General features: G+C 61.8%; 21 protein-coding genes. 17 read left to right on the top strand and 4 right to left on the bottom strand.

Annotation, left to right across the window (positions count from 1 at the left end):
• The first annotated feature begins 11 nt into the window (after positions 1–11).
• From cheZ to LBW87_RS00570, 6 genes are all read left to right on the top strand, one after another.
• Complete coding sequence (gene cheZ, locus LBW87_RS00595) at positions 12–656, top strand: protein phosphatase CheZ (protein WP_225199501.1); 645 nt, start codon at positions 12–14, stop codon at positions 654–656.
• Between the two features lie 326 nt (positions 657–982).
• Entirely contained in the window at positions 983–2,155 is a 1,173-nt protein-coding gene (gene flhB, locus LBW87_RS00590; RefSeq protein ID WP_225199500.1) for a flagellar biosynthesis protein FlhB, read from the top strand.
• A 2-nt stretch (positions 2,156–2,157) separates the two neighbouring features.
• Entirely contained in the window at positions 2,158–4,287 is a 2,130-nt protein-coding gene (flhA, locus tag LBW87_RS00585; protein ID WP_225199499.1) for a flagellar biosynthesis protein FlhA, read from the top strand.
• Positions 4,284–5,768 carry a flagellar biosynthesis protein FlhF gene (gene flhF, locus LBW87_RS00580; RefSeq protein WP_225199498.1) on the top strand — a complete coding sequence of 495 codons (1,485 nt, stop codon included), beginning with the start codon at positions 4,284–4,286 and terminating at the stop codon, positions 5,766–5,768. Before flhA ends, flhF begins: the two co-directional genes overlap by 4 nt.
• A 34-nt stretch (positions 5,769–5,802) precedes the next feature.
• Positions 5,803–6,603, top strand: coding sequence for a MinD/ParA family protein (locus LBW87_RS00575; RefSeq protein ID WP_225200317.1), 801 nt, complete (start codon positions 5,803–5,805; stop codon positions 6,601–6,603).
• A gap of 5 nt (positions 6,604–6,608) precedes the next feature.
• Complete coding sequence (locus tag LBW87_RS00570) at positions 6,609–7,343, top strand: RNA polymerase sigma factor FliA (protein WP_225199497.1); 735 nt, start codon at positions 6,609–6,611, stop codon at positions 7,341–7,343.
• 203 nt (positions 7,344–7,546) lie between these two features.
• Here the strand turns inward: LBW87_RS00570 and LBW87_RS00565 are convergent, their stop codons facing one another.
• From LBW87_RS00565 to flgA, 3 genes are all read right to left on the bottom strand, one after another.
• Positions 7,547–8,008 (bottom strand): flagella synthesis protein FlgN, encoded by a 462-nt coding sequence (locus tag LBW87_RS00565; protein WP_225199496.1) that lies wholly within the window; start codon positions 8,006–8,008, stop codon positions 7,547–7,549.
• Positions 8,009–8,034: 26 nt separating this feature from the next.
• A complete protein-coding gene (gene flgM, locus LBW87_RS00560; RefSeq protein WP_225199495.1) occupies positions 8,035–8,349 on the bottom strand; it encodes a flagellar biosynthesis anti-sigma factor FlgM in 315 nt (104 codons plus the stop codon).
• 142 nt (positions 8,350–8,491) lie between these two features.
• Positions 8,492–9,226, bottom strand: coding sequence for a flagellar basal body P-ring formation chaperone FlgA (gene flgA / locus LBW87_RS00555; RefSeq protein ID WP_225199494.1), 735 nt, complete (start codon positions 9,224–9,226; stop codon positions 8,492–8,494).
• 212 nt (positions 9,227–9,438) lie between these two features.
• Between flgA and flgB the strand changes: the two genes are divergently transcribed.
• From flgB to flgL, 11 genes are all read left to right on the top strand, one after another.
• Positions 9,439–9,864 (top strand): flagellar basal body rod protein FlgB, encoded by a 426-nt coding sequence (gene flgB / locus LBW87_RS00550; protein WP_225199493.1) that lies wholly within the window; start codon positions 9,439–9,441, stop codon positions 9,862–9,864.
• A gap of 4 nt (positions 9,865–9,868) precedes the next feature.
• On the top strand, positions 9,869–10,273 hold the full coding sequence (gene flgC / locus LBW87_RS00545) for a flagellar basal body rod protein FlgC (RefSeq protein WP_225199492.1): 405 nt from the start codon (positions 9,869–9,871) through the stop codon (positions 10,271–10,273).
• Between the two features lie 11 nt (positions 10,274–10,284).
• Positions 10,285–11,007, top strand: a complete 723-nt coding sequence (locus tag LBW87_RS00540) for a flagellar hook assembly protein FlgD (RefSeq protein ID WP_225199491.1) — start codon at positions 10,285–10,287, stop codon at positions 11,005–11,007.
• 39 nt (positions 11,008–11,046) lie between these two features.
• Positions 11,047–12,327 carry a flagellar hook protein FlgE gene (gene flgE, locus LBW87_RS00535; protein ID WP_225199490.1) on the top strand — a complete coding sequence of 427 codons (1,281 nt, stop codon included), beginning with the start codon at positions 11,047–11,049 and terminating at the stop codon, positions 12,325–12,327.
• A 107-nt stretch (positions 12,328–12,434) separates the two neighbouring features.
• Positions 12,435–13,172, top strand: coding sequence for a flagellar basal-body rod protein FlgF (gene flgF / locus LBW87_RS00530; RefSeq protein ID WP_225199489.1), 738 nt, complete (start codon positions 12,435–12,437; stop codon positions 13,170–13,172).
• Between the two features lie 42 nt (positions 13,173–13,214).
• Positions 13,215–13,997 (top strand): flagellar basal-body rod protein FlgG, encoded by a 783-nt coding sequence (flgG, locus tag LBW87_RS00525; RefSeq protein ID WP_008113304.1) that lies wholly within the window; start codon positions 13,215–13,217, stop codon positions 13,995–13,997.
• A 59-nt stretch (positions 13,998–14,056) separates the two neighbouring features.
• Positions 14,057–14,716 (top strand): flagellar basal body L-ring protein FlgH, encoded by a 660-nt coding sequence (locus tag LBW87_RS00520; protein WP_225199488.1) that lies wholly within the window; start codon positions 14,057–14,059, stop codon positions 14,714–14,716.
• A gap of 41 nt (positions 14,717–14,757) precedes the next feature.
• Positions 14,758–15,879, top strand: a complete 1,122-nt coding sequence (locus tag LBW87_RS00515) for a flagellar basal body P-ring protein FlgI (RefSeq protein ID WP_225199487.1) — start codon at positions 14,758–14,760, stop codon at positions 15,877–15,879.
• Positions 15,880–15,916: 37 nt separating this feature from the next.
• Positions 15,917–16,888: a flagellar assembly peptidoglycan hydrolase FlgJ gene (gene flgJ / locus LBW87_RS00510; protein ID WP_225199486.1), complete on the top strand. Its 972-nt coding sequence runs from the start codon at positions 15,917–15,919 to the stop codon at positions 16,886–16,888.
• Positions 16,889–17,037: 149 nt separating this feature from the next.
• Entirely contained in the window at positions 17,038–19,341 is a 2,304-nt protein-coding gene (gene flgK, locus LBW87_RS00505; protein ID WP_225199485.1) for a flagellar hook-associated protein FlgK, read from the top strand.
• A 30-nt stretch (positions 19,342–19,371) separates the two neighbouring features.
• Entirely contained in the window at positions 19,372–20,505 is a 1,134-nt protein-coding gene (flgL, locus tag LBW87_RS00500) for a flagellar hook-associated protein FlgL (RefSeq protein ID WP_225199484.1), read from the top strand.
• Positions 20,506–20,572: 67 nt separating this feature from the next.
• Here the strand turns inward: flgL and LBW87_RS00495 are convergent, their stop codons facing one another.
• The gene (locus LBW87_RS00495) at positions 20,573–22,018 is read right to left on the bottom strand and encodes an efflux transporter outer membrane subunit (RefSeq protein WP_225199483.1); all 1,446 of its coding nucleotides are present in this window, start codon (positions 22,016–22,018) and stop codon (positions 20,573–20,575) included.
• Positions 22,019–22,021 lie beyond the last annotated feature (3 nt).

Raw genomic sequence — 22,021 nt, 5'->3', positions numbered from 1 at the left:
TGAGTGGCGTCGTGGATGTCGCACAAGGCCAGGCGCATGGCGCCGCCCCGGTAGTCGGGGGCGACGAGGTGCTGGTTCGTATCGGTCACATGACGCGTAACCTGCACGACAGCTTGCGTGGCCTCGGTTTTGACCGGCTGCTTGAAAAGGCGGCCAGTGACATGCCGGACGCCCGCGACCGCCTTGAGTACGTGGCGCACATGACCGAACAGGCGGCGCAGCGCGTGCTGACGGCCACCGAATTGGCCAGCCCCCTGCAGGATCGCATCGGTGATGGCGCCCTTGAACTCAAGTCGCAATGGGATGCCGTGGGCAATGCGGCGTTCTCGGAGGGCGACTACCGGGCATTGGCGGCCAAGACCTCGGCCTTCCTGGGGCAGGCGAACCAGGATAGCGTTGTCACCAAGCAGCAATTGCTCGATATCATGATGGCGCAGGATTTCCAGGATCTGACCGGGCAGGTGATCAAGCGTGTCACCGAACTGGCGCATGAGCTCGAGTCGCAATTGGTGCAATTGCTGGTCGATTATTCGCCCACCGAAGTCAAGCGTGAAGACACGGGTTTGCTCAACGGGCCGCAGATCGATCCGACCGGCAAGGATGTGATCGCCAATCAGGGGCAGGTCGACGATCTGCTGGAGAGCCTGGGTTTCTAACAGGAAAGCGGACACCCGGTGATGCTTCACCGGGTGCTTGCCTGATGAATCAATAACAATAAATGTCGTCGGCAAGCGGCAAGAAATATTTCTTTTAAGCAACATCTGCTGTGGGTTCCTGCTTGTCCCTCGGCGCATAGATGTCAATTCGATACGTCTCGTTTCGACAAAGGCAGACCATTGCGGTTTTGCCTAGTCCGAAATGCGGGACCTTTCCACTCTTATTCCCATGATGAGGGCCGCACCGGCTCGCGAATAATCCTGCCTATCGTTCTCGAAATCCGTCTATTAACCGGGAACGTGGTTTTGGCAGGGGGAATGCGGCAATGGCCGAAGACAGCGACATGGAGCGGACCGAACCCGCCACGGGTAAACGCCTTGAGCGTGCCCGTGAGCAGGGTGATGTGCCGCGCTCGCGCGAAATGGCGACCTGCGTGCTGTTGCTGGTGGGGGGCTTTGCCGTGTACGCGTTCACCGGGCCGCTGGTGACCAGCCTGAATCGCCTGCTGGCCTCGACCTTCAGCTTTGAGCGGGCTGCCGCGTTCGATCCTGCGGTCCTGTTTGAAATGCTGTCTGGACACCTGAAGGAAATCGTCATTGCAGCGATCCCGGTGTTTTTCATCATGACCCTGGCGGCCGTGGCGTCGCCCCTCATTCTTGGCGGCTGGCTGTTCAATGGCCAGTCGCTCATGCCCAAGTTCAGCAAGCTCAACCCGATCAACGGCATCACCAACATGGTGTCGATCAATTCGCTGGTCGAACTGCTCAAGGCGGTACTGAAAACCATCCTGGTGGGGACGGTCGCCTGGATGGCGATCATGTCGCAGATGGATGCAATGATGAACCTGAGCGTTGAGTCGCTGCCGATGGGCACCCGGCATTCGGTGCAGCTGCTGTGGACCAGTTTCATCACCATGGTGTCGGCATTGATCTTCATCGCCGTGCTCGATGTGCCTTACCAGATCTGGAACTACGGTCGTAAGTTGCGCATGACGCGCGAAGAGGTCAAGCAGGAGCACAAGGAGTCCGATGGCGATCCGCACATCAAGGCCAAGATCCGCTCCATGCAGCGCGCCATGGCGCGCCGCCGGATGATGGCGGAAGTGCCGACTGCCGACGTGGTGGTGACCAACCCGACGCACTATGCGGTGGCGCTGAAGTACACCGAGGGCAAGATGGGGGCGCCACGCGTAGTGGCCAAGGGGGCCGACGACGTCGCCGCCAAGATCCGCGAGCTGGCTCGCGAAAACAAGGTGCCGTTGCTGGAGGCCCCGCCGCTGGCACGTGCATTGCATACCCATACCGAAATCGGTGACGAGATTCCGGAGGCGCTGTACACGGCAGTGGCCGAAGTGCTGGCCTACGTGTTCCAGTTGCGCACCTTTGGTCGCTACGGCGGCGATCGTCCCGAACAACCGACCGAACTGGCGGTGCCTACCGAGCTCGATCCGCTCACGGCCACCAAATCCCGCGCCGCACAGCGTAGAACAAAGCATTGACGATGGCAAAACTCGACACCATGAAAGTACCGGCCTGGTTGCCGGTGAAGCACTCCAAGGCGCTGGCGGCGCCAGTCATTATCGTCATGATGCTGGCGATGATGATCCTGCCGCTGCCGGCGTTCCTGCTCGACGTGCTGTTCAGCTTCAACATTTCGCTGTCGGTGATCGTGCTGATGACGGCGCTGTACACCGTCAAGCCGCTGGACTTCATCGCTTTCCCGGCGGTGCTGCTGGTCAGTACCATGTTGCGGCTGTCGCTCAACGTGGCCTCTACCCGGATCGTGCTGACCGAGGGCCATACCGGGCCCGACGCCGCCGGCAAGGTGATCGAGGCCTTCGGTCACTTCCTGATCGGCGGCAATTACACGGTCGGTATCGTGGTGTTCGTGATTCTGACCATCATCAACTTCATGGTGGTGACCAAGGGTGCCGGGCGGATTGCCGAAGTGGGTGCGCGCTTTACCCTGGACGCGATGCCCGGCAAGCAGATGGCGATCGATGCCGACCTCAACGCCGGGATGATCGGCGAACCGGAAGCCCGTGCCCGCCGCAAGGAAGTGGCGCAGGAGTCCGAGTTCTACGGCGCCATGGACGGTGCCAGCAAGTATGTGCGCGGTGACGCCATCGCCGGCATCATCGTGACGGTGGTCAACATCGTCGGCGGCCTGATCGTCGGTATGGTGCAGCACGACATGCCGTTCGACGCCGCCATCAAGAACTACACCCTGCTGGCCATCGGTGACGGCCTGGTGGCGCAGATTCCTTCGCTGATCATTTCGACCGCCGCCGGTGTGGTGGTGTCGCGGGTGGCCAACGACCAGGACGTCGGCGGCCAGCTGATCAATCAGTTATTCGCCAAGCCCGAAGTGCTGTACATCACCGCCGTCATCATCGGCGGCATGGGCATGATCCCGGGCATGCCGCACTTCGCTTTCCTGCTGCTGGCGGCAGCCATGGCAGGCGGTGCCTACATGGCCAACAAGCGTCGCGAGCAGGCCAAGGTCGATGCGCAGCAGCCGGGCGGGGTCGCGGGGGGCGTTGCCAGCGGCGGTGCGGCGGCCAATGCAGCGCCGGCGCAGGAAGCGGAGGAAGCCAGCTGGTCGGACGTGATGCCGGTCGATACGCTCGGGCTGGAAGTGGGCTATCGGCTCATTCCGCTGGTGGACAAGGCGCAGGGCGGCGAATTGCTCAAGCGCATCAAGGGCATTCGCAAGAAATTCGCACAGGAAGTCGGCTTCCTGTCGCCGCCGATCCACATCCGCGACAACCTGGAATTGAAACCCTCCGCATATCGCATTACCCTCAAGGGTGTCGATATCGGCAAGGGTGAATCGCTCGCTGGCCAGTTCCTGGCGATCAACCCGGGGATGGTAACCGGCCCGTTGCCCGGCATGATGACCAGCGATCCAGCGTTCGGATTGCCGGCGGTCTGGATCGATAGCTCCATGCGCGAGCAGGCCTCGACCATGGGGTATACGGTGGTCGATGCCGGCACCGTGGTGGCGACCCACCTGAACCATTTGATCACCACCCACGCGGCCGAGCTGCTGGGCCGCCAGGAAGTGCAGAGCTTGCTGGATCACCTGGCCAAGGAAGCGCCCAAGCTGGTCGAGGACCTGGTGCCGAAGATGCTGCCGCTGGGCACCTTGCAGAAGGTATTGCAGAACCTGCTCGCCGAAGGCGTGCACATTCGCGATATGCGCACTATCATCGAAGCGCTGGCCGAACATGCAGCGCGGGTGCAAGAGCCTAACGAATTGACGGCGATCGTGCGCATTGCCCTGGGCCGTGCGATCATTCAGCAGATTTTCCCCGGCGAGAACGAGCTGCCGGTCATGGCGCTCGACGCCAAGCTGGAGCGATTGTTGTTGCAGGCAATGCAAGCCGGCGGCGACAGCGGCGGGATCGAGCCAGGCCTGGCCGATGCGCTGGTCGGTCAGACCGAGCAGGCGGCGCAACGACAGGAGCAGATGGGCCTGGCGCCGGTATTGTTAGTCCCGGCGCCGTTGCGTACGCTGCTGGCGCGGTTCCTGCGTCGGGCCATGCCGCAGTTGAGGGTGCTGTCGCATGCAGAAGTACCGGATTCGAAAACGATTAAAGTTACCAGCCTAGTTGGAGGGCAAGCATGAACGTGAAGAAATTTATCGCCAATTCGTCCCGTGAGGCGTGGCGCCAGGTACGTGAAGCGCTGGGACCCGATGCGGTCATCCTCTCCAATCGCAATATCCCCGACGGCGTCGAGATCCTGGCGATGGCCAACGAGGATATGACGACGCTGGTCGCGCCTACCGCGGGTCGCGAGGCTGCCGGTCGCCCGCAACCGGCCTCGCTGCAACAGCAATCCGGTCAGCCGCAAGCGCAGGCGCCCAGTCCCCGTCGCCCGGCGTTGCTGTCGTCGCCGCTGGCGCAGCAGCCATCGCGCCAGATGCGCTCCGAGGCCGCGCCGCTGCTGGACCAGACGCAAACCAGCCGTCGTCCTGCCGCACGCCCCGAAGAGCCGGAAGTCGCGGTCGACGCCCGCGTCTGGCGCAGCCGCAGCGCTGCGCGTCCGGCCCAGGCCGGCGCCGATGAGGCGAGCGATGCAGGTGACGATCGCCCGCGCTCGGCATTGCCCGAATTCGAAGGCAAGGACTATGACGAGATTCTGTCTGACGTGATGAGCGAAATCCGCTCCATGCGCGGCGTGCTGGAGACGCAACTGGCCGAAATCTCCTGGGGCGGCACGCAAAAGCGCGAGCCGATCAAGGCGCAAGTGATGAAAGAGATGCTGGCGGCCGGCTTTTCGGCCAGCCTGTCGCGCCTGATCACCGAAAACCTGCCGGCCAACTCGAAGTCGCAGGACATCATGTTCTGGGTCAAGTCGGTGTTGGCGCGCAACCTGAACACGCTGGCTAACGAAAGCGAACTGTTAGAGAACGGCGGCGTGTTCGCGCTGGTCGGCCCCACCGGTGTGGGCAAGACCACCACCACCGCCAAGCTGGCGGCACGCTGCGTGATGCGCCACGGTTCGGGCAAGCTGGCGCTGATCACCACCGATGGCTACCGTATCGGCGGCTACGAGCAGTTGCGCATCTACGGCAAGATCCTGGGTGTGATGGTGCATTCGGTCAAGGACGAAACCGACCTGCGCATTGCGCTGGAAGAATTGAAGGGCAAGCACACCGTGCTGATCGATACCGCTGGTGTCGGCCAGCGCGACCAGATGGTGGCCGAGCAGGATGCCATGCTGGCCGGCGCCGGCGTCGACATCAAGCGCCTGCTGTGCCTCAACGCGACTGCCACCGGCGGCACCCTCAATGAAGTGGTGCATGCCTATTCGAGCTCGGGCCTGGCCGGTTGCATCGTCACCAAGCTCGATGAAGCCGCTACCATCGGCAACGTGCTCGATGTGGTGATTCGCCATAAGCTCAACCTGCACTATGTGGCCAACGGCCAGCGCGTGCCCGAAGATCTTCACGTGGCCAACAAGCTGTACCTGGCTGATCGTGCCTTCAAGCAAAAGCGCGAGACGGCGCCGTTCGAATTCCAGGAGGGTGAGTTGCCTGGAGTGGTAGGGCCCACAGCCATGTCGATGAACGACAAAGGCTTGCGCGAGGTGATCCTTGGCTAGTTACGACATCGATCAGGCGGCTGGGCTGCGACGGATGCTCGAGCGTCCGGTGCCCCGGCTGTTCACCTTTTTCTCGGTCCTGGGGGAAGAGGAAAAGAGCGCCATGCTCATCAACCTGGCGGCCGCGCTGGCACAGGGAAACACTAATGTTCTGCTCATCGATGGCGGGGTTGCTTCGTCGGGTCTGCTGACGCGCATCGGCTTGCGTCACGATGTGGCGACGCTGCAGGAAGTGGCGCGCAAGGAACGCGGCATGCATGAAGCTGTGCGGTTGTTGCCTGAAGGTTTTTCGATGGCGCGCATTGCGCGTCGTACGGTGCCCGGCAGTAACAGTGCGCAAGCTGGACGGCTGGCCGAAATCTTTGACAGCCTGATTGAACAAGCCGAAATTACGCTGGTCAACGGAGTATTGGCGGACGATCAGTCGATGCCTGTGCCGACGATGGAAATGGGGGAAATCGTGATCCAGGTTTCCACCACGGCAAGTTCGATCAAGGCGGCTTATGTGCTGCTCAAGAGCTTGTCGGACAAGATCGGTCGCCGTCCTTTCAGTCTTATCGTCAACGATGCCACCGAAGCCGAAGCGCAGACTGTCTACGCCAATATGGCGCAGGCGGCCAGCCGTTACCTGGCGGCACAGTTGAAGTTTTTGGGTTCGGTACCTGCCGACGATCATATCCGTCGTGCATGCGGGCAAGGGAGGGCGGTCATGGATGTGTTTCCGTTCGCGGGCGCGACGATTGCCTTCCATCGATTGGCCAAGCGCTTTGCCATGCCGCAAGAGGTCAAGAGCACTTATGGCATGGCAACCGATGGTGCAAGTCTTGGAGTGTGACGTGCATGTATAACGTCAAGGGAAAACCAGGCAAGAACCAGATGCTTGAGCTGCATGCGCCGTTGGTGAAAAAACTGGCGCATCAGATGAAAGCCAAGTTGCCCCCCAGCGTCGAGGTGGATGATCTGATCCAGGCCGGCATGATGGGGCTGCTTGATGCTGTCAATCGTTATGAAGAAACGCATGGCGCGCAGTTCGAGACCTATGCCGTGCAGCGTATCCGCGGTGCGATGCTAGACGAGTTGCGCAGCAGCGACTGGTTGCCGCGCAGCATCCGCCAGAATGCCCGCAAGGTGGAAGAGGCCATGCAGGCGCTGTTGCAACAGCTGGGCCGTCCTCCACAAGAAACCGAGGTGGCGCAGCACATGAAGCTGAGCCTGGTCGAGTACCAGGCGTTGCTGGGTGATTGTGGTGGTCACCAACTGATCTATTACGAAGATTTTCACGACGACGAAGGCGGTCACGAGCATTTCCTGGATCGCCATCAAACCTCCGACTCGGACGACCCGCTGCAGAACTTGATCAATGGCGGTTTTCGCGAAGCCGTGGTGGAGTCGATCAAGGCCTTGCCCGAGCGCGAGCAGATCCTGATGGGCCTGTACTACGAGCAGGAAATGAATCTCAAGGAAATCGGCGCGGTGATGGGCGTGTCCGAGTCGCGGGTATGCCAGCTGCATGCGCAGGCAGTTTCGCGGATGCGGACTTATCTGCGCGAGCATGCATGGACAGGCGTGACCTGAATCTGGATGCGGTGAGAGACGCTGGGCCCTGACTTTTGTCAGGGCGACGGAGATCGAGTGATCAATCAGAGTATCCCGTCGTGCCGGCGAATGCCGGTACCCAGCGGCTGTGGCTGCTGTCAGAGAAAGCGTTCACGCGGGACCATCCAGCAACAAAAAAGCCCGGCATCGCCGGGCTTTGTCATTGGTGCAACACGCGAGCATCAAACCACGCCAAGACGGCGGCCGCTCGATTTGTTGTTGCTCTGGCCATCCGGGCCATAGAAGTTGCCTGCGCTGGACTTGCCCTGCAAGATCGTCAGCGCGCTCTGGTTTGTAGCCAGCTTCTTGCCGATCAGTACGCCGTTGACACGATTGAGTTCCTTGGCGTCTTGCGCCAGGTCGAACAAGGCGGCCCAGACTTCGCGGTCGGCGTCGGTGCCGTGTTCGGTCATCCACTGTTGCATGCCGGTTTCATCTTCGGCGTAACCGATGGCGGCCAGCATCTGGTGGCGGTGACCGGCCAGTGTGGTCATTTCAGCAACAATCGTGGCTTTTTCACCAATCAGGTCGGTCATGCCTTCAGCCGCCGTTGCCGCGAGCAATTCCTGCTCCTGGCGCAGCTTGGCAACCAGGCGCATCAATGCGGCCTGTTCTTGCGGGAGGCTGTGGGCGGGCGTAGTCATGATTACCTTATCCGGGGCTTGAGCAATCAGGCGCGACGTGCGCCGATCAAGGTCTTGACGGTATCGATCAGGCCACTGGCGACCTTTTCGGGATCGACCTGGAAGGTGCCGTTGGCGATTGCTGCCTTGATCTCGGCGACCTTTTTCGCATCGAAGCTGCCGCTGCCGTTATTCACTTTCGTTTCCAGGGATTGATAAGTGGCCGACAGGCGCACGTTGTCCGAAGTCGCGGCAGTAGAAGCGGCGCTGGTACCAGTGGTAGCTACGTTCTGGTTGGCTGGCCGATTGGTGGCCTGATCGCTGCGTGCGGCGGTCGATTTGAGGGCGTCATTAACGTTCACGGCAGTATTCCTTTTAGGGTGGGGGGCAATGCACCCGGCTGTCGCTTACTTTATCGGCGATAACACAGCAAACTTTAACACCTTGAAGGACTTTTTGAGGGTGAACCCGCAATTTTCTTCATTTAGGCCAAGTTTCCTTCTGTTAATAGTTGATTTCCAGAATGCCTCCGGCCCTGGCGATGCCGCTGACGACCTGGCCTGCGGCCGTGCGGGCTTGCGCCATCTGTCCTTCGGTGGCGTTGGTCAGCGCCCGCGCCTCGGTCGAAATCTGGAAGCCCGGCCCGGTGGACACCACGCGCACCGACTGTCCTTGCTGGACCACCCGCTGGCTGCGGATCAGGTCGGAGCGCAGCGGGGTGCCGGCGCGCACCGCCGAGACCGAGATGCGGCCGATGGCCTGGGTTTCGTCGGTCATGATGCCGTTGGGCAAGGTCGACAGGTCGCCGCGCACGCGGGTCAGGTCGCCGGCGGTAATGGTGTGGCCCTGGCTGAGCGGCACTGCCGCCACCAGGTAATCCGAAATGACCTGGACGTTGGCGCGCAGATATATTGTCCATGGCGACGGCGCCACGCATTTGATGCCCAGGGTGGTCTTGCCCCACAGGCGGGCGCCGTTCGGCATGAAGGCCTGCGGCTCCAGGCAGGCAGCCAGGTTCAGGCGGGTATCGACCGGGTCGACCACCACCGTGACGCTGCCCGGAAGCGAGGCGGTCTGCTCTTTCAGGAACTGCTGGGCCTGCTGTTGCAGGACGGTCAGATCCTGTCGGGCAGGCGCCGATGCATCGGTCTGGGCGTGCGCGCAGGTGGCGCTCAGCAACAGCGATGCAAGGCAAAGGCGGGGGAGGTTGCGCAGGAAAGCGCTTGATAAATATTTCATTTATTGCAACAGCCAGGGAGCAGGCTTTGGCGAATCTTGCAGGCAATGTTACGTCTCGCGCGCGAGGTCAAAAGCAGGAACAAGGGACGCTTTTCAAGGCTTATCGCTCCTTAGAGTTCGGGGCGCAAACGTATGATCAAGCCTACGTAATTCCATCATCGGCACAGCCTGCTCGAACTTGAGCAGTGGCCGGTATCTCGGGGAGGGTCTCGATGGTTTCCAAACTGGACGATTATTTTCGCTTCAATGAGATGGCACTGAACCTGCGGGCCCAGCGCCAGCAGGTGTTGGCGTCCAACATTGCCAATGCCGATACGCCGAACTACAAGGCGCGCGACATCAACTTTGCCGATACGCTGAAAAATGCCATGGACAACAAGTCCACCGGCTTGCCGCCGCTGACGCTGGCGCGCACGGCGGCTTCGCACGTGGCCGGCACGGCCGCAGGCGGCGAGAGCGGCATCGGTGGCTCGCCGTTGCTGTACCGTACCCCGGCGCAGGGCAGTGTCGACGGCAATACCGTCGATCTCGATGTCGAGCGCAATGAATTCGTCGACAACGGCGTGCGCTATGAAGCCGCGGTCGGGTCGGTCAACGGCCAGATCAAGAACATGATCGCCGCCATCCAACAAGGTTAATGCCATGTCCCTTTCCAATATTTTCAATGTTGCCGGTTCGGCCATGAGCGCGCAGTCGCAGCGCCTCAACGCCACCGCCAGCAATATCGCCAACGCCGACAGCGCGACCGGCCCCGACGGCACGCCCTACAAGGCCAAGCAAGTGGTGTTCCAGTCGGTGCCGATCGGTGGCATCAAGGATAGCGGCGTGTCGGTGGCGGCGGTGGTCGAAGACCAGGCCCCGCCCAAGCTGGTGTATGACCCCAAGCACCCGATGGCCGATGCCAATGGTTATGTGGCCATGCCCAATGTCAATCCGGTGGAAGAGATGGTCAACATGATCTCTGCCTCCCGTTCGTACCAGACCAATGTGGAAACCATGAATACGGCCAAGTCCATGTTGCTCAAGACCCTCACCATCGGCCAATAGGAACTTAGCCCATGACTACCGTATCCTCCGACCTGCTCAACACCATGAACGGTGCCACCAGCACCAGCTCTACCAGCAGCAGCTCCAGCCTCACTGACAACAGCCCGGACGCGATCCAGAACCGTTTTCTGACCCTGCTCATCGCGCAGATGAAGAACCAGGATCCGAACAATCCGATGGACAACTCGCAGATGACGTCCCAGATGGCGCAGATGTCGACGGTCACCGGCATCAGCCAACTCAACAGTACGCTGTCGACGCTGATGGGCAACCTGACTTCTTCGCAGGCGTTGCAATCGGCCAACATGATCGGCCACAGCGTGCTGGCAGCGGGCAATACCGCGCAATTGACGTCCGACACCACGAAGGATGCGGACGGCAAGGAAACCACCTCGCAAAAGGCCGTGTTCGGCGTGCAGCTCGACTCCGCCGCGTCGAACGTGACCGTGACCGTCAAGGATTCCACTGGCGCTGTCGTGCGCACCATGGATCTGGGCAGCCAGACAGCAGGCACCTTGCCCGTGATCTGGGATGGCACCAACGATGTCGGCAGCAAGGCCGCCGACGGCGCCTATACCTTCACCGTGACGGCTGCCAATAACGGCGTCGCCGTCGGCGCCACCGGATTGGCCTTCGGTACCGTTGCCAGCGTCAGCACCGGCACCGACGGCGTCAAGCTCAATGTCTCCAACATTGGCACCATCAAGCCGACCGACGTCGTGCAAATCCTTTAATCGTTATTACCGACACTTACCAGGTAAGAGGAGCATCAAATGAGTTTTCAACAAGGTCTGAGTGGTCTGAACGGCGCAGCGAAAAGCCTCGACGTCATCGGTAATAACGTGGCCAACGCCAGCACCGTGGGCTTCAAGCAGGCCCAGGCGCAGTTTGCCGACATGTATGCCAATTCGATGAACCGTTCGGGCAACTCGCCCGTCGGTATCGGCGTGACCGTGGCCAACGTGGCCCAGGCGTTCACCCAGGGTAATGTCACCAGCACCAACAATCCGCTGGACATCGCCATCAACGGCGACGGCTTCTTCCGCCTGGCGGGCAGCCTGACCGATGCGTCGCCTGTCTATGGCCGTAACGGCCAGTTCGAGCTGAACAAGGATGGCTACATCGTCAATCCCAGCATGAACGGCGCCTACCTGACCGGTTATCCGGCAGGCGTGAGCGGCGGCGATCCGGTGCGTCTGAAGATCGATACCTCATCGATCCCGGCTACGCCGACCACCAAGGTGACGACCAAGGTCAACCTGGATTCGCGCCAGGATCCGCCGACCGTCACCCCGTTCGATCCGGCGAACGCCAATTCGTACAACAACTCGACCGGTGTCACGGTCTATGACAGCCTGGGCAATCCCTACAGCGTCCAGACCTACTACGTAAAGAGCGCCCCTACCGGTACGCCGCCGACGACCACCTGGAATATCTACGCCACGATCGACGGCAAGCTGGTCGCCAACGCTGCGACACCGACAGTGGCAACCTCGGTCGGCACCATGACCTACGATTCGACCGGTGCGATGACGGCCTCCACCGGTATGTCCCTGCCGGTCAACAACGTTGCGCCCGCTAATGTCTACACCAAGCTGGGCGGCACCTTCCCCGGTGCGATCACATTGAACTACGCGGGTTCGACCCAGACCGGTTCGGCCTTCATCAACGTGGCGCAAAGCCAGGACGGCATGATGCCCGGCTCGCTGTCGAGCTTCTCGATTGCCAAGGACGGCACCATCGTCGGCGCCTACAGCAACCAGCAGACCAAGAACCTGGGTCAGGTGATCCTGGTGAACTTCGCCAACCCCAACGGCCTGCAACCGCTCGGCAACAACCTCTACACGGCAACCGCCGATGCCGGCGCGCCGCTGATCGGCACGCCGACCACCGGCACCTTTGGCACCTTGCAAGCCCGTGCGGTGGAAGACTCCAACGTCGACCTGACTGCCGAACTGGTGAACATGATCGTGGCCCAGCGTGTGTACCAGGCCAACTCGCAGACCATCAAGGTACAGGATACGGTTCTGCAGACGCTGGTCAGCCTGCGTTGATGTAATGCCCGTCGCGCGCCTTTGGGCGCGCATGCTTGTCGGTCGCGGGCGACGCCTGCGACCGGATTTAACCAGCAGCGCTTTACCGATGCTGCACGAGGAATTCCATGGATCGTCTGGTCTATACCGCGATGTCCGGCGCCAAGCACACGCTTGAGCAGCAGGCCACTGCCAGTAACAACCTGGCCAATGCCACCACGACGGGTTTCCGGACCCAGCTCAATACGTTCCGATCGGCGCCGGTCGTCGGCCCCGGCCTGGCGACGCGCGCCTTCGTGGTCGACTCGACCGCCGGCAACGATTTCAGCCAGGGGCCGCTGCAGGATACCGGTCGTTCGCTGGACGTGGCAGTGCAGGGGCGTGGCTGGCTGGCCGTGCAGACCGCCGACGGCGGCGAAGCGTATACCCGCAATGGCGCGCTGAAGATCAACCAGAACGGCGTGCTGCAGACCCAGTCCGGGCAGCCGGTGCTGGGCGATGGCGGCCCCATCACGATCCCGCCCGATACCACGGTGGCGATTGCTGCCGACGGCACGGTGTCGTCCATTCCATTGACCGGCGTGCCCAACGCGGTCAACGTGCTGGGCCGCATCAAGCTGGTCAACCCGGACGACAAGAACCTCAAGCGCGGTGACGATGGCATGTTTCGCACCATCACCGGCGCTGCCCAGCCGGACGCCAATGTGCGCCTGGCCAGCGGTGCGCTGGAAGGCAGCAACGTGAACGTGGTCGAGGCCATGGTCAACATGATCAACCTGTCGCGCCAGTTCGAAATGAACATGAAAGTCATCCAGACCGCCGAAAGCGATGCGACCAAGGCGACGCAACTGCTGTCCCTGAGCTGATCGTCGTCGAACTGACCTCACCGCTTATTACCGGAGAAACAAATGATTCGTTCCCTGTGGATTTCCAAGACCGGCCTGGATGCGCAACAGACGCAACTGGACGTGATTTCGAACAACCTGGCCAACGTCAGCACCAACGGCTTCAAGCGTTCGCGCGCCGTGTTCGAAGATCTGCTGTACCAGACCGTTCGCCAGCCTGGCGCCCAGTCGTCGCAACAGACGCAATTGCCTTCGGGTCTGCAGATCGGTACCGGCGTGCGTCCGGTCGCCACCGAGCGTATTTTCACCCAAGGCAACGTCAACCAGACCAACAATGACAAGGATCTGGCGATTCAGGGCGAGGGCTTCTTCCAGATCCTGCTGCCGGACGGCACCACTGCCTACACCCGGGATGGCGCCTTCCAGACCGACAGCCAGGGCCAGTTGGTGACGTCCAGCGGCTACACGCTGCAGCCGCCGATCACCATCCCGCTCAACACCACCAAGATGAGCGTGGGCCGTGACGGTACCGTGTCGATCATGCAGGCCGGTTCCACCGCTACCACGCAGATCGGCCAGATCCAGGTCGCCACTTTCATCAACAACGCCGGCCTGCAAAGCCGCGGCGAGAATCTCTATGTCGAGACCGCCGCCTCCGGCGCGCCCAACCCCAATGCGCCTGGCACCAACGGCGCTGGCGCCTTGTGGCAGGGTTATGTCGAAACCTCCAACGTCAACGTGGTCGAGGAACTGGTCAACATGATCCAGACCCAGCGCGCCTATGAAATCAACAGCAAGGCCATCACCACGTCCGACCAGATGCTGGCCAAGCTGTCGCAGCTGTAACGTTGTTGTCTGAGGGTGTTGAATTGGTCGTCAGTAGATTGAAAAGAGATGAGGCAGATATGATTCGCTTGCTGAAACTTGCCGCCATCGCAGGTGTGCTGGTCATGTCCGGTTGCACGACAGTGCCCGATTCCATCGTAGAGGGGCCGAAGTCGGCGCGTCCGCAACCGGCTTCGTATCCGCCGCCGACGACCGGCGCGATCTTCCAGTCGGCGGCCTACCGCCCATTGCTGGAAGACCGTCGCGCGCGCCTGGTGGGCGACACCCTGACCATCGTGATCAACGAACGCACCAGCGCCGGCAAGACCGCTGGCAGTTCGGCCAGCAAGACCGGCACGGTGACCACGACTGCGCCGACCATTTTCGGTCGCACCCTGACCGACCTGGCCGCCAATGGCAGCTCGTCCAACAAGTTTGAAGACAAGGGTGCCATCAGCTCGAGCAACACCTTTACCGGCAACATCGGCGTGACGGTGACCGAGGTGCTGCCCAATGGCAACCTGATCGTCAGTGGCGAGAAGCAGGTCGCGCTCGACAAGGGCGTCGAGTATGTGCGCTTCTCGGGCACCGTCAGTCCTGACAATATCCAGACCGGCAACACCGTGTCGTCAACCCTGGTGTCTGATGCCCGGGTCGAATATCGCACCAATACCCGCGTCGACATGGCCGAGTTCATGTCGTCGCTGTCGCGCTTCTTCTTCAGTGTGTCTCCATTCTGATGAGGGATGCTGCAACAATGTCTAACGGAGGTATTCCTGCCATGAAACAGATTCGCAAACAGCTGGTGCTGCTGGCAAGCGCCGTGCTGTGCATGGCGGTGGTGCTGCCGGCCCAGGCCGAACGTCTCAAGGACCTGGCCAGCATCCAGGGCGTGCGTCAGAACCAGCTGGTCGGCTACGGTCTCGTGGTCGGCCTCGATGGTAGTGGTGACCAGACCACGCAGACGCCGTTTACGGTGCAGAGCGTGGTGAGCATGCTGCAACAGCTGGGCGTGAATCTGCCCTCCGGCACCAGTTCCAACATGCAGCTCAAGAACGTGGCCGCGGCGATGGTGACGGCCACGCTGCCGGCATTTGCCCAGCCCGGCCAGATGCTCGATGTCACCGTGTCGTCGATCGGTAACGCCAAGAGCATTCGCGGCGGCACCTTGCTGATGGCGCCGCTCAAGGGCGCCGATGGCCAGATCTACGCCATCGCCCAGGGTAACGTGGTGGTCGGCGGCGCCGGCGCGTCGGCCGGTGGCAGCAGCACCACCGTTAACCATTTGTCGGCCGGCCGCATCTCGGGCGGGGCCACCGTCGAACGTTCGGTGCCGAGCGCACTGGGCGGCGGCGACCAGATCGTGCTGGAGTTGAACGACAACGACTTCTCGACCGCCAGCCGGGTGGTCGAGGCGCTCAACAAGCGCTTCGGTTCCGATACCGCGATGGCGCAGGACGGTCGCGTCATTCGCGTGCGCGCGCCCTTGTCGAGCAGTGACCGGGTGTCCTTCCTGGGCGCGCTTGAGAACGTCGATGTGATTCCCGGCAAGCTGTCGGCCAAGGTCATCCTCAATGCCCGTACCGGTTCGGTGGTGATGAACCAGAGCGTCATGCTCGAGACCTGCGCCGTGTCGCACGGCAACCTGTCGGTGGTGATCCAGGCCGACAATGCGGTGAGCCAGCCCAATGCCCTGGCAGGCGGCAACACGGCAGCGGTGCAGAACGCCCAGATCTCGATCAACAAGGAGCCGGGCAAGGTGATGCTGCTCAAGGGCGGCGCTTCGCTGGCTGAGGTGGTGCGCGCGCTCAACGCCATCGGCGCCTCGCCGCAGGACTTGCTGGCCATTTTGCAGGCGATGAAGGCAGCTGGCTCGTTGCGTGCCGAGCTTGAAGTGATTTAATCCGGCGCCTAAGCTGACCAGACCTCGAAGGTAATTCATGCTCAACAAGATCGATCCCTCGAATCCGACGCAAGGCCTGGCGGTCGACGCCAATGGACTCAATGGCCTGCGCGAAGCTGCCAAGCTGAACTCGCCCGAAGCGATCAAGGGCGCGGCCAAGCAGTTCGAGGCCTTGTTCCTGAACATGATGATGAAGAGCATGCGCGATGCGACGCCCCAGAACGGGCCGTTCGACAACGAGCAGACCAAGATGTTTACGTCGATGCTGGACCAGCAGATGAGCCAGAACCTGGCGCAGCGCGGCATCGGCCTGGCCGATGTCCTGACGCGTCAGCTGTCGGCGTCGTTGCCCAAGAAGTTGCCCGATGCGCAAGAGCTCGAATTGCAACAACAGCAACTCGACGATGGCTTGCCGATGGGCATTCCGCTGGTCAAGGACATGAGCGAGGCTGATCGGGCCCGCTTCGTGCAGAGCTTCGCCGCGCAGCAGGCGTCGCAGCCGACCGACCAGGATGCGCAGGGTCGCAACAAGCGTCGTTCCGGCAACAAGCCGGCGCACGTCGAGGCGTTCCAGAACCGCTTGCAGGCCGACGCCGAGATCGCCAGTCGCATGACCGGCATCCCGGCCAAGTTCATGCTGGCCCAGGCGGCGCTGGAGACCGGTTGGGGCAAGAAAGAGATCACTACCCGGGATGGTCGCTCGGCGCACAACCTGTTCGGCATCAAGGCCACCGGCAACTGGACTGGCAAGGTGGTCGAGGCGACCACCATCGAATATATCAACGGCAAGCCGCAGAAGCGGGTCGAGAAGTTCCGCGCGTACGATTCGTATGCCGATGCCTTCAAGGATTATGCTAACTTGCTGCGCAGCAATCCTCGCTACGAAAAAGTGCTGGCCAGCGCCCAGGATGCGCATGGCTTCGCCTATGGCCTGCAGCGCGCCGGCTATGCCACCGATCCGCATTACGCCGAGAAGCTCTCGCGCATCATCCGCCAGTCGCTGGCGTAATCATCGGGTGCTGCCGGGCAATCAGTCAGAAATCCGTCAGATTGCCTAAAGTTTCCTGCAGGACTGCCGTTGATCTGGATATTCCGTAGAACTCATTTCATTGATTGACATGAGATGCGTTCCTAAATGAGCCTTTGAGAAGACCCAGCATGGCAACCAATATCTTCAATATCGGACAAAGTGCGTTGCAGGCCGCCATGGCGGCGCAGGCGACCACCAGCCACAATATCTCCAACGCAACGACCGCCGGCTACAATCGCCAGGTGGTGGTGCAGAGCACGGCCGGTGGCATCAACTACGGCTATGGCTTTGTGGGGCAGGGCACGCAAGTGGCCGAGATCAAGCGCGTCTATAACGATTTCCTGGCCAAGCAGCAACTGGCCTCGCAGACCACGGCCAGCTCGCTCGATTCCTACTATTCGCAGATCTCGCAGCTCAACAACCTGGTGGCCGATACCGACGCCGGGCTGTCGCCGGCGCTGCAGGACTTCTTCAAGACCATCCAGAACCTGGCCGCGACGCCCAACACCGATGCGTCGCGTCAGGGGGTACTGTCGGGCGCATCGACCCTGGTGGCCCGCTTCCAGAGCCTGAACGACCAGATGCAGCAGAGTCGTACCAGCGTCAACCAGCAGATCACGTCGACCGTCGACACCATCAATTCGTATTCGACCCAGCTCGATGAGCTCAACAAGGCCATCGTCAAGGCCCAGGGCAACAGCGGCGGCGCCGCCGCCAACGACTTGCTGGACCAGCGCGACCAGGTGATCGCCAACATCAACAAGTACGTCAAGGTCAGCACCGTGCCGCAGGACGACGGTTCGATGAGCGTCTTCATCGGCACCGGCCAGCCACTGGTGGTGGGCGGCAATGTGACCAAGCTGGTGGCGACGCCATCGGCGGACGACGTGTCGCGCCTGGAGGTGGGTTTCCGGATATCCGGAACCCAGGTCTCGTCGATTCCGGACAAGGCCTTCTATGACGGCGGCAGCCTCGGCGGCTTGCTGAAATACCGTACCGAAACGCTCGATGTGACCCAGAACAGCCTGGGGCGCATCGCGACCATCCTGGGTTCTGCAATGAACGACCAGCAGAAGCTGGGCCTGGACCAGAATGGCGTGCCGGGTACCAACTTCTTCAACATCGGCCAGCCGACCGTGAGCGGCAAGAGCACCAATAGTGCCACTGCCTCGATCACGACGACGATCACCAACGCCAGCGCGTTGACCACCAGCGACTATACGCTGGGCTACAATGGCACGGCCTACACCATCACTCGCCTGTCGGACAACACCAAGACGGTGGTCGACCCGACCGCGACGCCGGCGACCAATTTCCCGGTGACCGTCGATGGCGTGACCTATTCGGCGCCGACGATGGCGGCCGGCGACAGCTTCAAGATCAAGCCGACGGTCAATGGCGCAGCGCAGTTGACACTGGCGCTCAACAATACCCAGCAGATCGCTGCTGCCGCACCGATCGTCACTTCGGGTAATGCCACCAACAACGTCAACCTGACCACCACCGGTAACACCGGCAGCGGTGTCGTCTCCAACCAGTCGTTGAATGCATCGACCTTCAAGCAGGGTTCGTCGGTCAGTTTCGCCATGGGTGCGGGCAACGTGATGACGCCGACCTGGTCGGGCATCACGCCGGCGCCGTCGGTCGACGTGACTACGACTGCGGGTGTGACCACTACCTATGCTGCGGGCGCATCGTTCCCGTATTCGGCGGGCGCTACCATCAGCTCCGGTGGCTTGAGCTTTGTCCTGGGCGGCACGCCGGCCGTGGGCGACAGCTTCAACTTCGCGCCGGTGGCCGGCAACAAGGGCACGGCCAGCATCAGTGCCGGTTCGGTCGATGCCAGCTATGTGGCCAGCCCGCTGGCGGCCGGCACCAAGCTTGGCTTCACCTTCAATTCTGCCGCGACGCCACCTGGTTTTACACCTTCGCCGTCGCCGACCGCCGGTCCGGTGAGCATCAAGCACCAGGATGGCACGACCACCAACGTGGCCGCCGGTGCGACCAGCATTCCTTACGTGGCGGGTGACACCTACACGATCCAGGGCGTTACCTTCAAGATTTCCGGCCAGCCAGCCAACGGCGACCAGTTCGCCGTGTCGCCCAATACCGACGCCAAGACCGACAACCGCAATGCGCAGTTGCTGGCTGGTTTGCAGACCGCCAACACGATCGGCAGCACCAGCTTCCAGGGTTCGTATTCGCAACTGGTGGGCACGATCGGCAACAAGACCAACGAGATCAATGTGACCAACTCCGCCGAGAAGGCGCGGTTGCAGGCGATCCAGCTGGAACAGCAGTCCGAATCCGGGGTCAACCAGGACGAGGAGCTGGCCAACATGCTCAAGAACCAGCAGGCTTACCAGGCCGCGGCCAAGATCATCCAGGCAGCCAGCGACATGCTTAACGTGCTGTTCACGTTGGGTAATTAATCGGATACAGAGAATTAGAGGACGACTGACATGCGTATCAGCACCCAGATGATGTACCAGATCAGCAATGGTGACTTGACGAAGATGCAAGGCGACATCATCAAGTTGAACCAGCAAGTCACCGCGCAACAGCGCGTGCTGGTGCCGTCGGACGACCCGGTTGCGGCTGCCCGCGCGCTCGACGTCAACCAGAGCCAGCAAATCAACAAACAGTACGAGACCAATCGTAAGAACGCGGACAGCTCGCTGGCGCAGGTCTCCAGCACGCTGACCAGCACCACCCAGTTGCTGACCGCGCTCAAGTCGAATGTCATCAAGGCCGGCAACGCCGCTTTCAGCAATGCCGAGCGCGCCAACCTGGCCACTGAACTGAAGGGTAACTTCCAGGAATTGCTGGGTTACGCCAATACCACCGATGGCAACGGCAATTACCTGTTCGCCGGCTACAAGAGCACGACCCAGCCGTTCACGCTGGATGGCAATGGCAACGTCAACTACAACGGCGACCAGGGAGCGATGTCGTTGCAGGTCGATTCGACGCGCCAAATGGAAATCAGCGCCTCGGGTCAGGCGATCTTCCAGGGCGGCGGCCAGGACATGTTCCAGACCCTGAACAACATCATCAGCCTGATGTCGATTCCGGTGACGGAAGCCGCCAACCAGGCCGACGAGGTTGCGGCCAATACGTATGCTGTTCCTGCCGGATCCTCCAACTTTCCGATTAAGGACTACAAGGACAAGCAGGCCGCGCTGGATGCGACCGATCCTAACGATCCTACCTATGCCACGAAGTTCTCGGACGCTGCTGCCGCCAAGCTCAAGTCGGACGCGGCCGACGCGGCGCGTACGCCGGTGCAGGGCAGCCAGGCATCGCTGACACGCAACCTGCAGAAGTTCAATACGCAGATCGATACGATGATCAATAACGTCGGCTCGGTCAGCGCCTCGGTCGGTGCACGCCAGAACGAGCTCGATACCCTGGATGCATCCGGCAAGGTCAAGAACGAGAACTACACCAGCACCATCAATGATCTGCTGGGTCGCAATACCGAGGACGTCACTGAACTGATCAGTCAGTACTCGTTGTCCACGCAATACCTGCAGGCGGCGCAGAAGGTGTTTGTCACCACCAGCAGCCTGAGCTTGCTGAACTACCTGAAGTAAGAACCTGATCGGCGCCTGTTGGCGCCGGGTCGACAAAAAGGCGAACCTCGGTTCGCCTTTTTGCATTTCAGGAGTTGGCCGCCTGCGGCACTTTCGCCAGGCCCGCATCGGGCGTGACCTGGGCGTCACCGCCCAGCGCCTGATACAGCGTCATCTGGTTCTTCAGGCGGTTCAGGCGCGCCTCGGCCAGGGAGTTCTCGGCGGTGCGACGTTTCTCCTGCGCGTCCAGCCAGACCCGCAAGGTGGCCGAGCCGGAACGGTAGCGCAGCTCGTAGAGCCGTTCCGCACCTTGCGCTGCCGCCAGGTTCTGCTGCAGCAGCGCTTCCTGCGCGGCGTACTGGCGGCGTGCCGACAAGGCGTTCTCGACATCGCCGAAGGCGGCATACAAGGTTTGCCTGAACGTGGTCACGGCGCTTTCGTAGTCGGCCTGCGAGATCTTCACGTTGAGCTGCATCTGGTTCCATTGCAGGAACGGCAGGGTCAGCTGGGCGCCAAGCGTGGCGACCGGATTCTGCATCAACCGCACCAGCGCATCGCTGCTGGTGCCCAGCGCGCCGGTGAGGGTCAGCTTGGGGTAGTAACTGGTGCGCGTGGCATCGACCGTGGCCAGGCTTTCGCGCAGCCGCATCTCGGCCGCCCGCAGGTCGGGACGACGTCCCAGCAGATCGGCCGGCAGGCCGGCGGCCAGGTCCGGCAAGGCCTGTTGCGGCAGGCGTGCGGGCAGCGCGGTGGTGGCGCCGGGCGGGCTGTCGAACAGGATCGCCAGCGCATTGTCGTTCTCGACCTGCTGCTGGATCAGTTGCGTCAGGGTCGACTGCTGGGTCGTCAGGTTCTGCTCCGCTTCCAGGATCTCCAGCGTCGAGACGGAACCCGCGCGGTACTGGGTGCGTATCAGCTCCAGGGTCTTCTGGGCATAGGCGATGCTCTCGTTGGCCAGTGCGATCCGGCCATTGAGATAGGCGCCAGTCCAGTACAGGTTGGCGGTGGTGCCGACCAACGTCAGCGCGGTGCTTTGGCGGTCCTGTTCGGTGGCCAGCGCCTCCCAGCGCTTGACGTCGTAATTGGCGCCGAGGCGACCCCACAGATCGGCCTCATAGGACAGCGTGACGTTGCCGGTGGAGGTGCGATAGCTGTTGCGGGCGCCATCGAGCCGGCGGTTGCCGGTGGTGGCGCCGGTGGCCGACAGCGCCGGGATGCGGGCGTCGTCCGCCAGCCCGGCGTCGAGCTGAGCGCGGCGCACCTTGATGGCGGCCACTGCCAGGTTATTGTTGGTGCGCAGGGCACGTTCGATCAGGCCATTGAGTTCGGGGTCGCCAAACTGCTTCCACCATTGGTCGGAGGTGACTTCGGCGCCAGCGGTGCGCTGGTTCCAGGCGGCCGGCGTCTTGGTTTGCACCGGTTCGAAGGAGGTGCGCTGGCTGGCGCAGCCGCCCAGCATGAGGGCGATGGCAAGCGCCAGCGTAGTGCTCGGGAAACGGCGCGGCAACGCCGCGCGGAAGGATGTGGTGGACATGGG

Source organism: Herbaspirillum sp. alder98 (genome assembly GCF_020179755.1).
Lineage (GTDB): Bacteria > Pseudomonadota > Gammaproteobacteria > Burkholderiales > Burkholderiaceae_D > Herbaspirillum.
The sequence above is the reverse complement of the archived record's forward strand: the minus strand, read 5'-3'. Positions and strand labels throughout refer to the sequence as shown.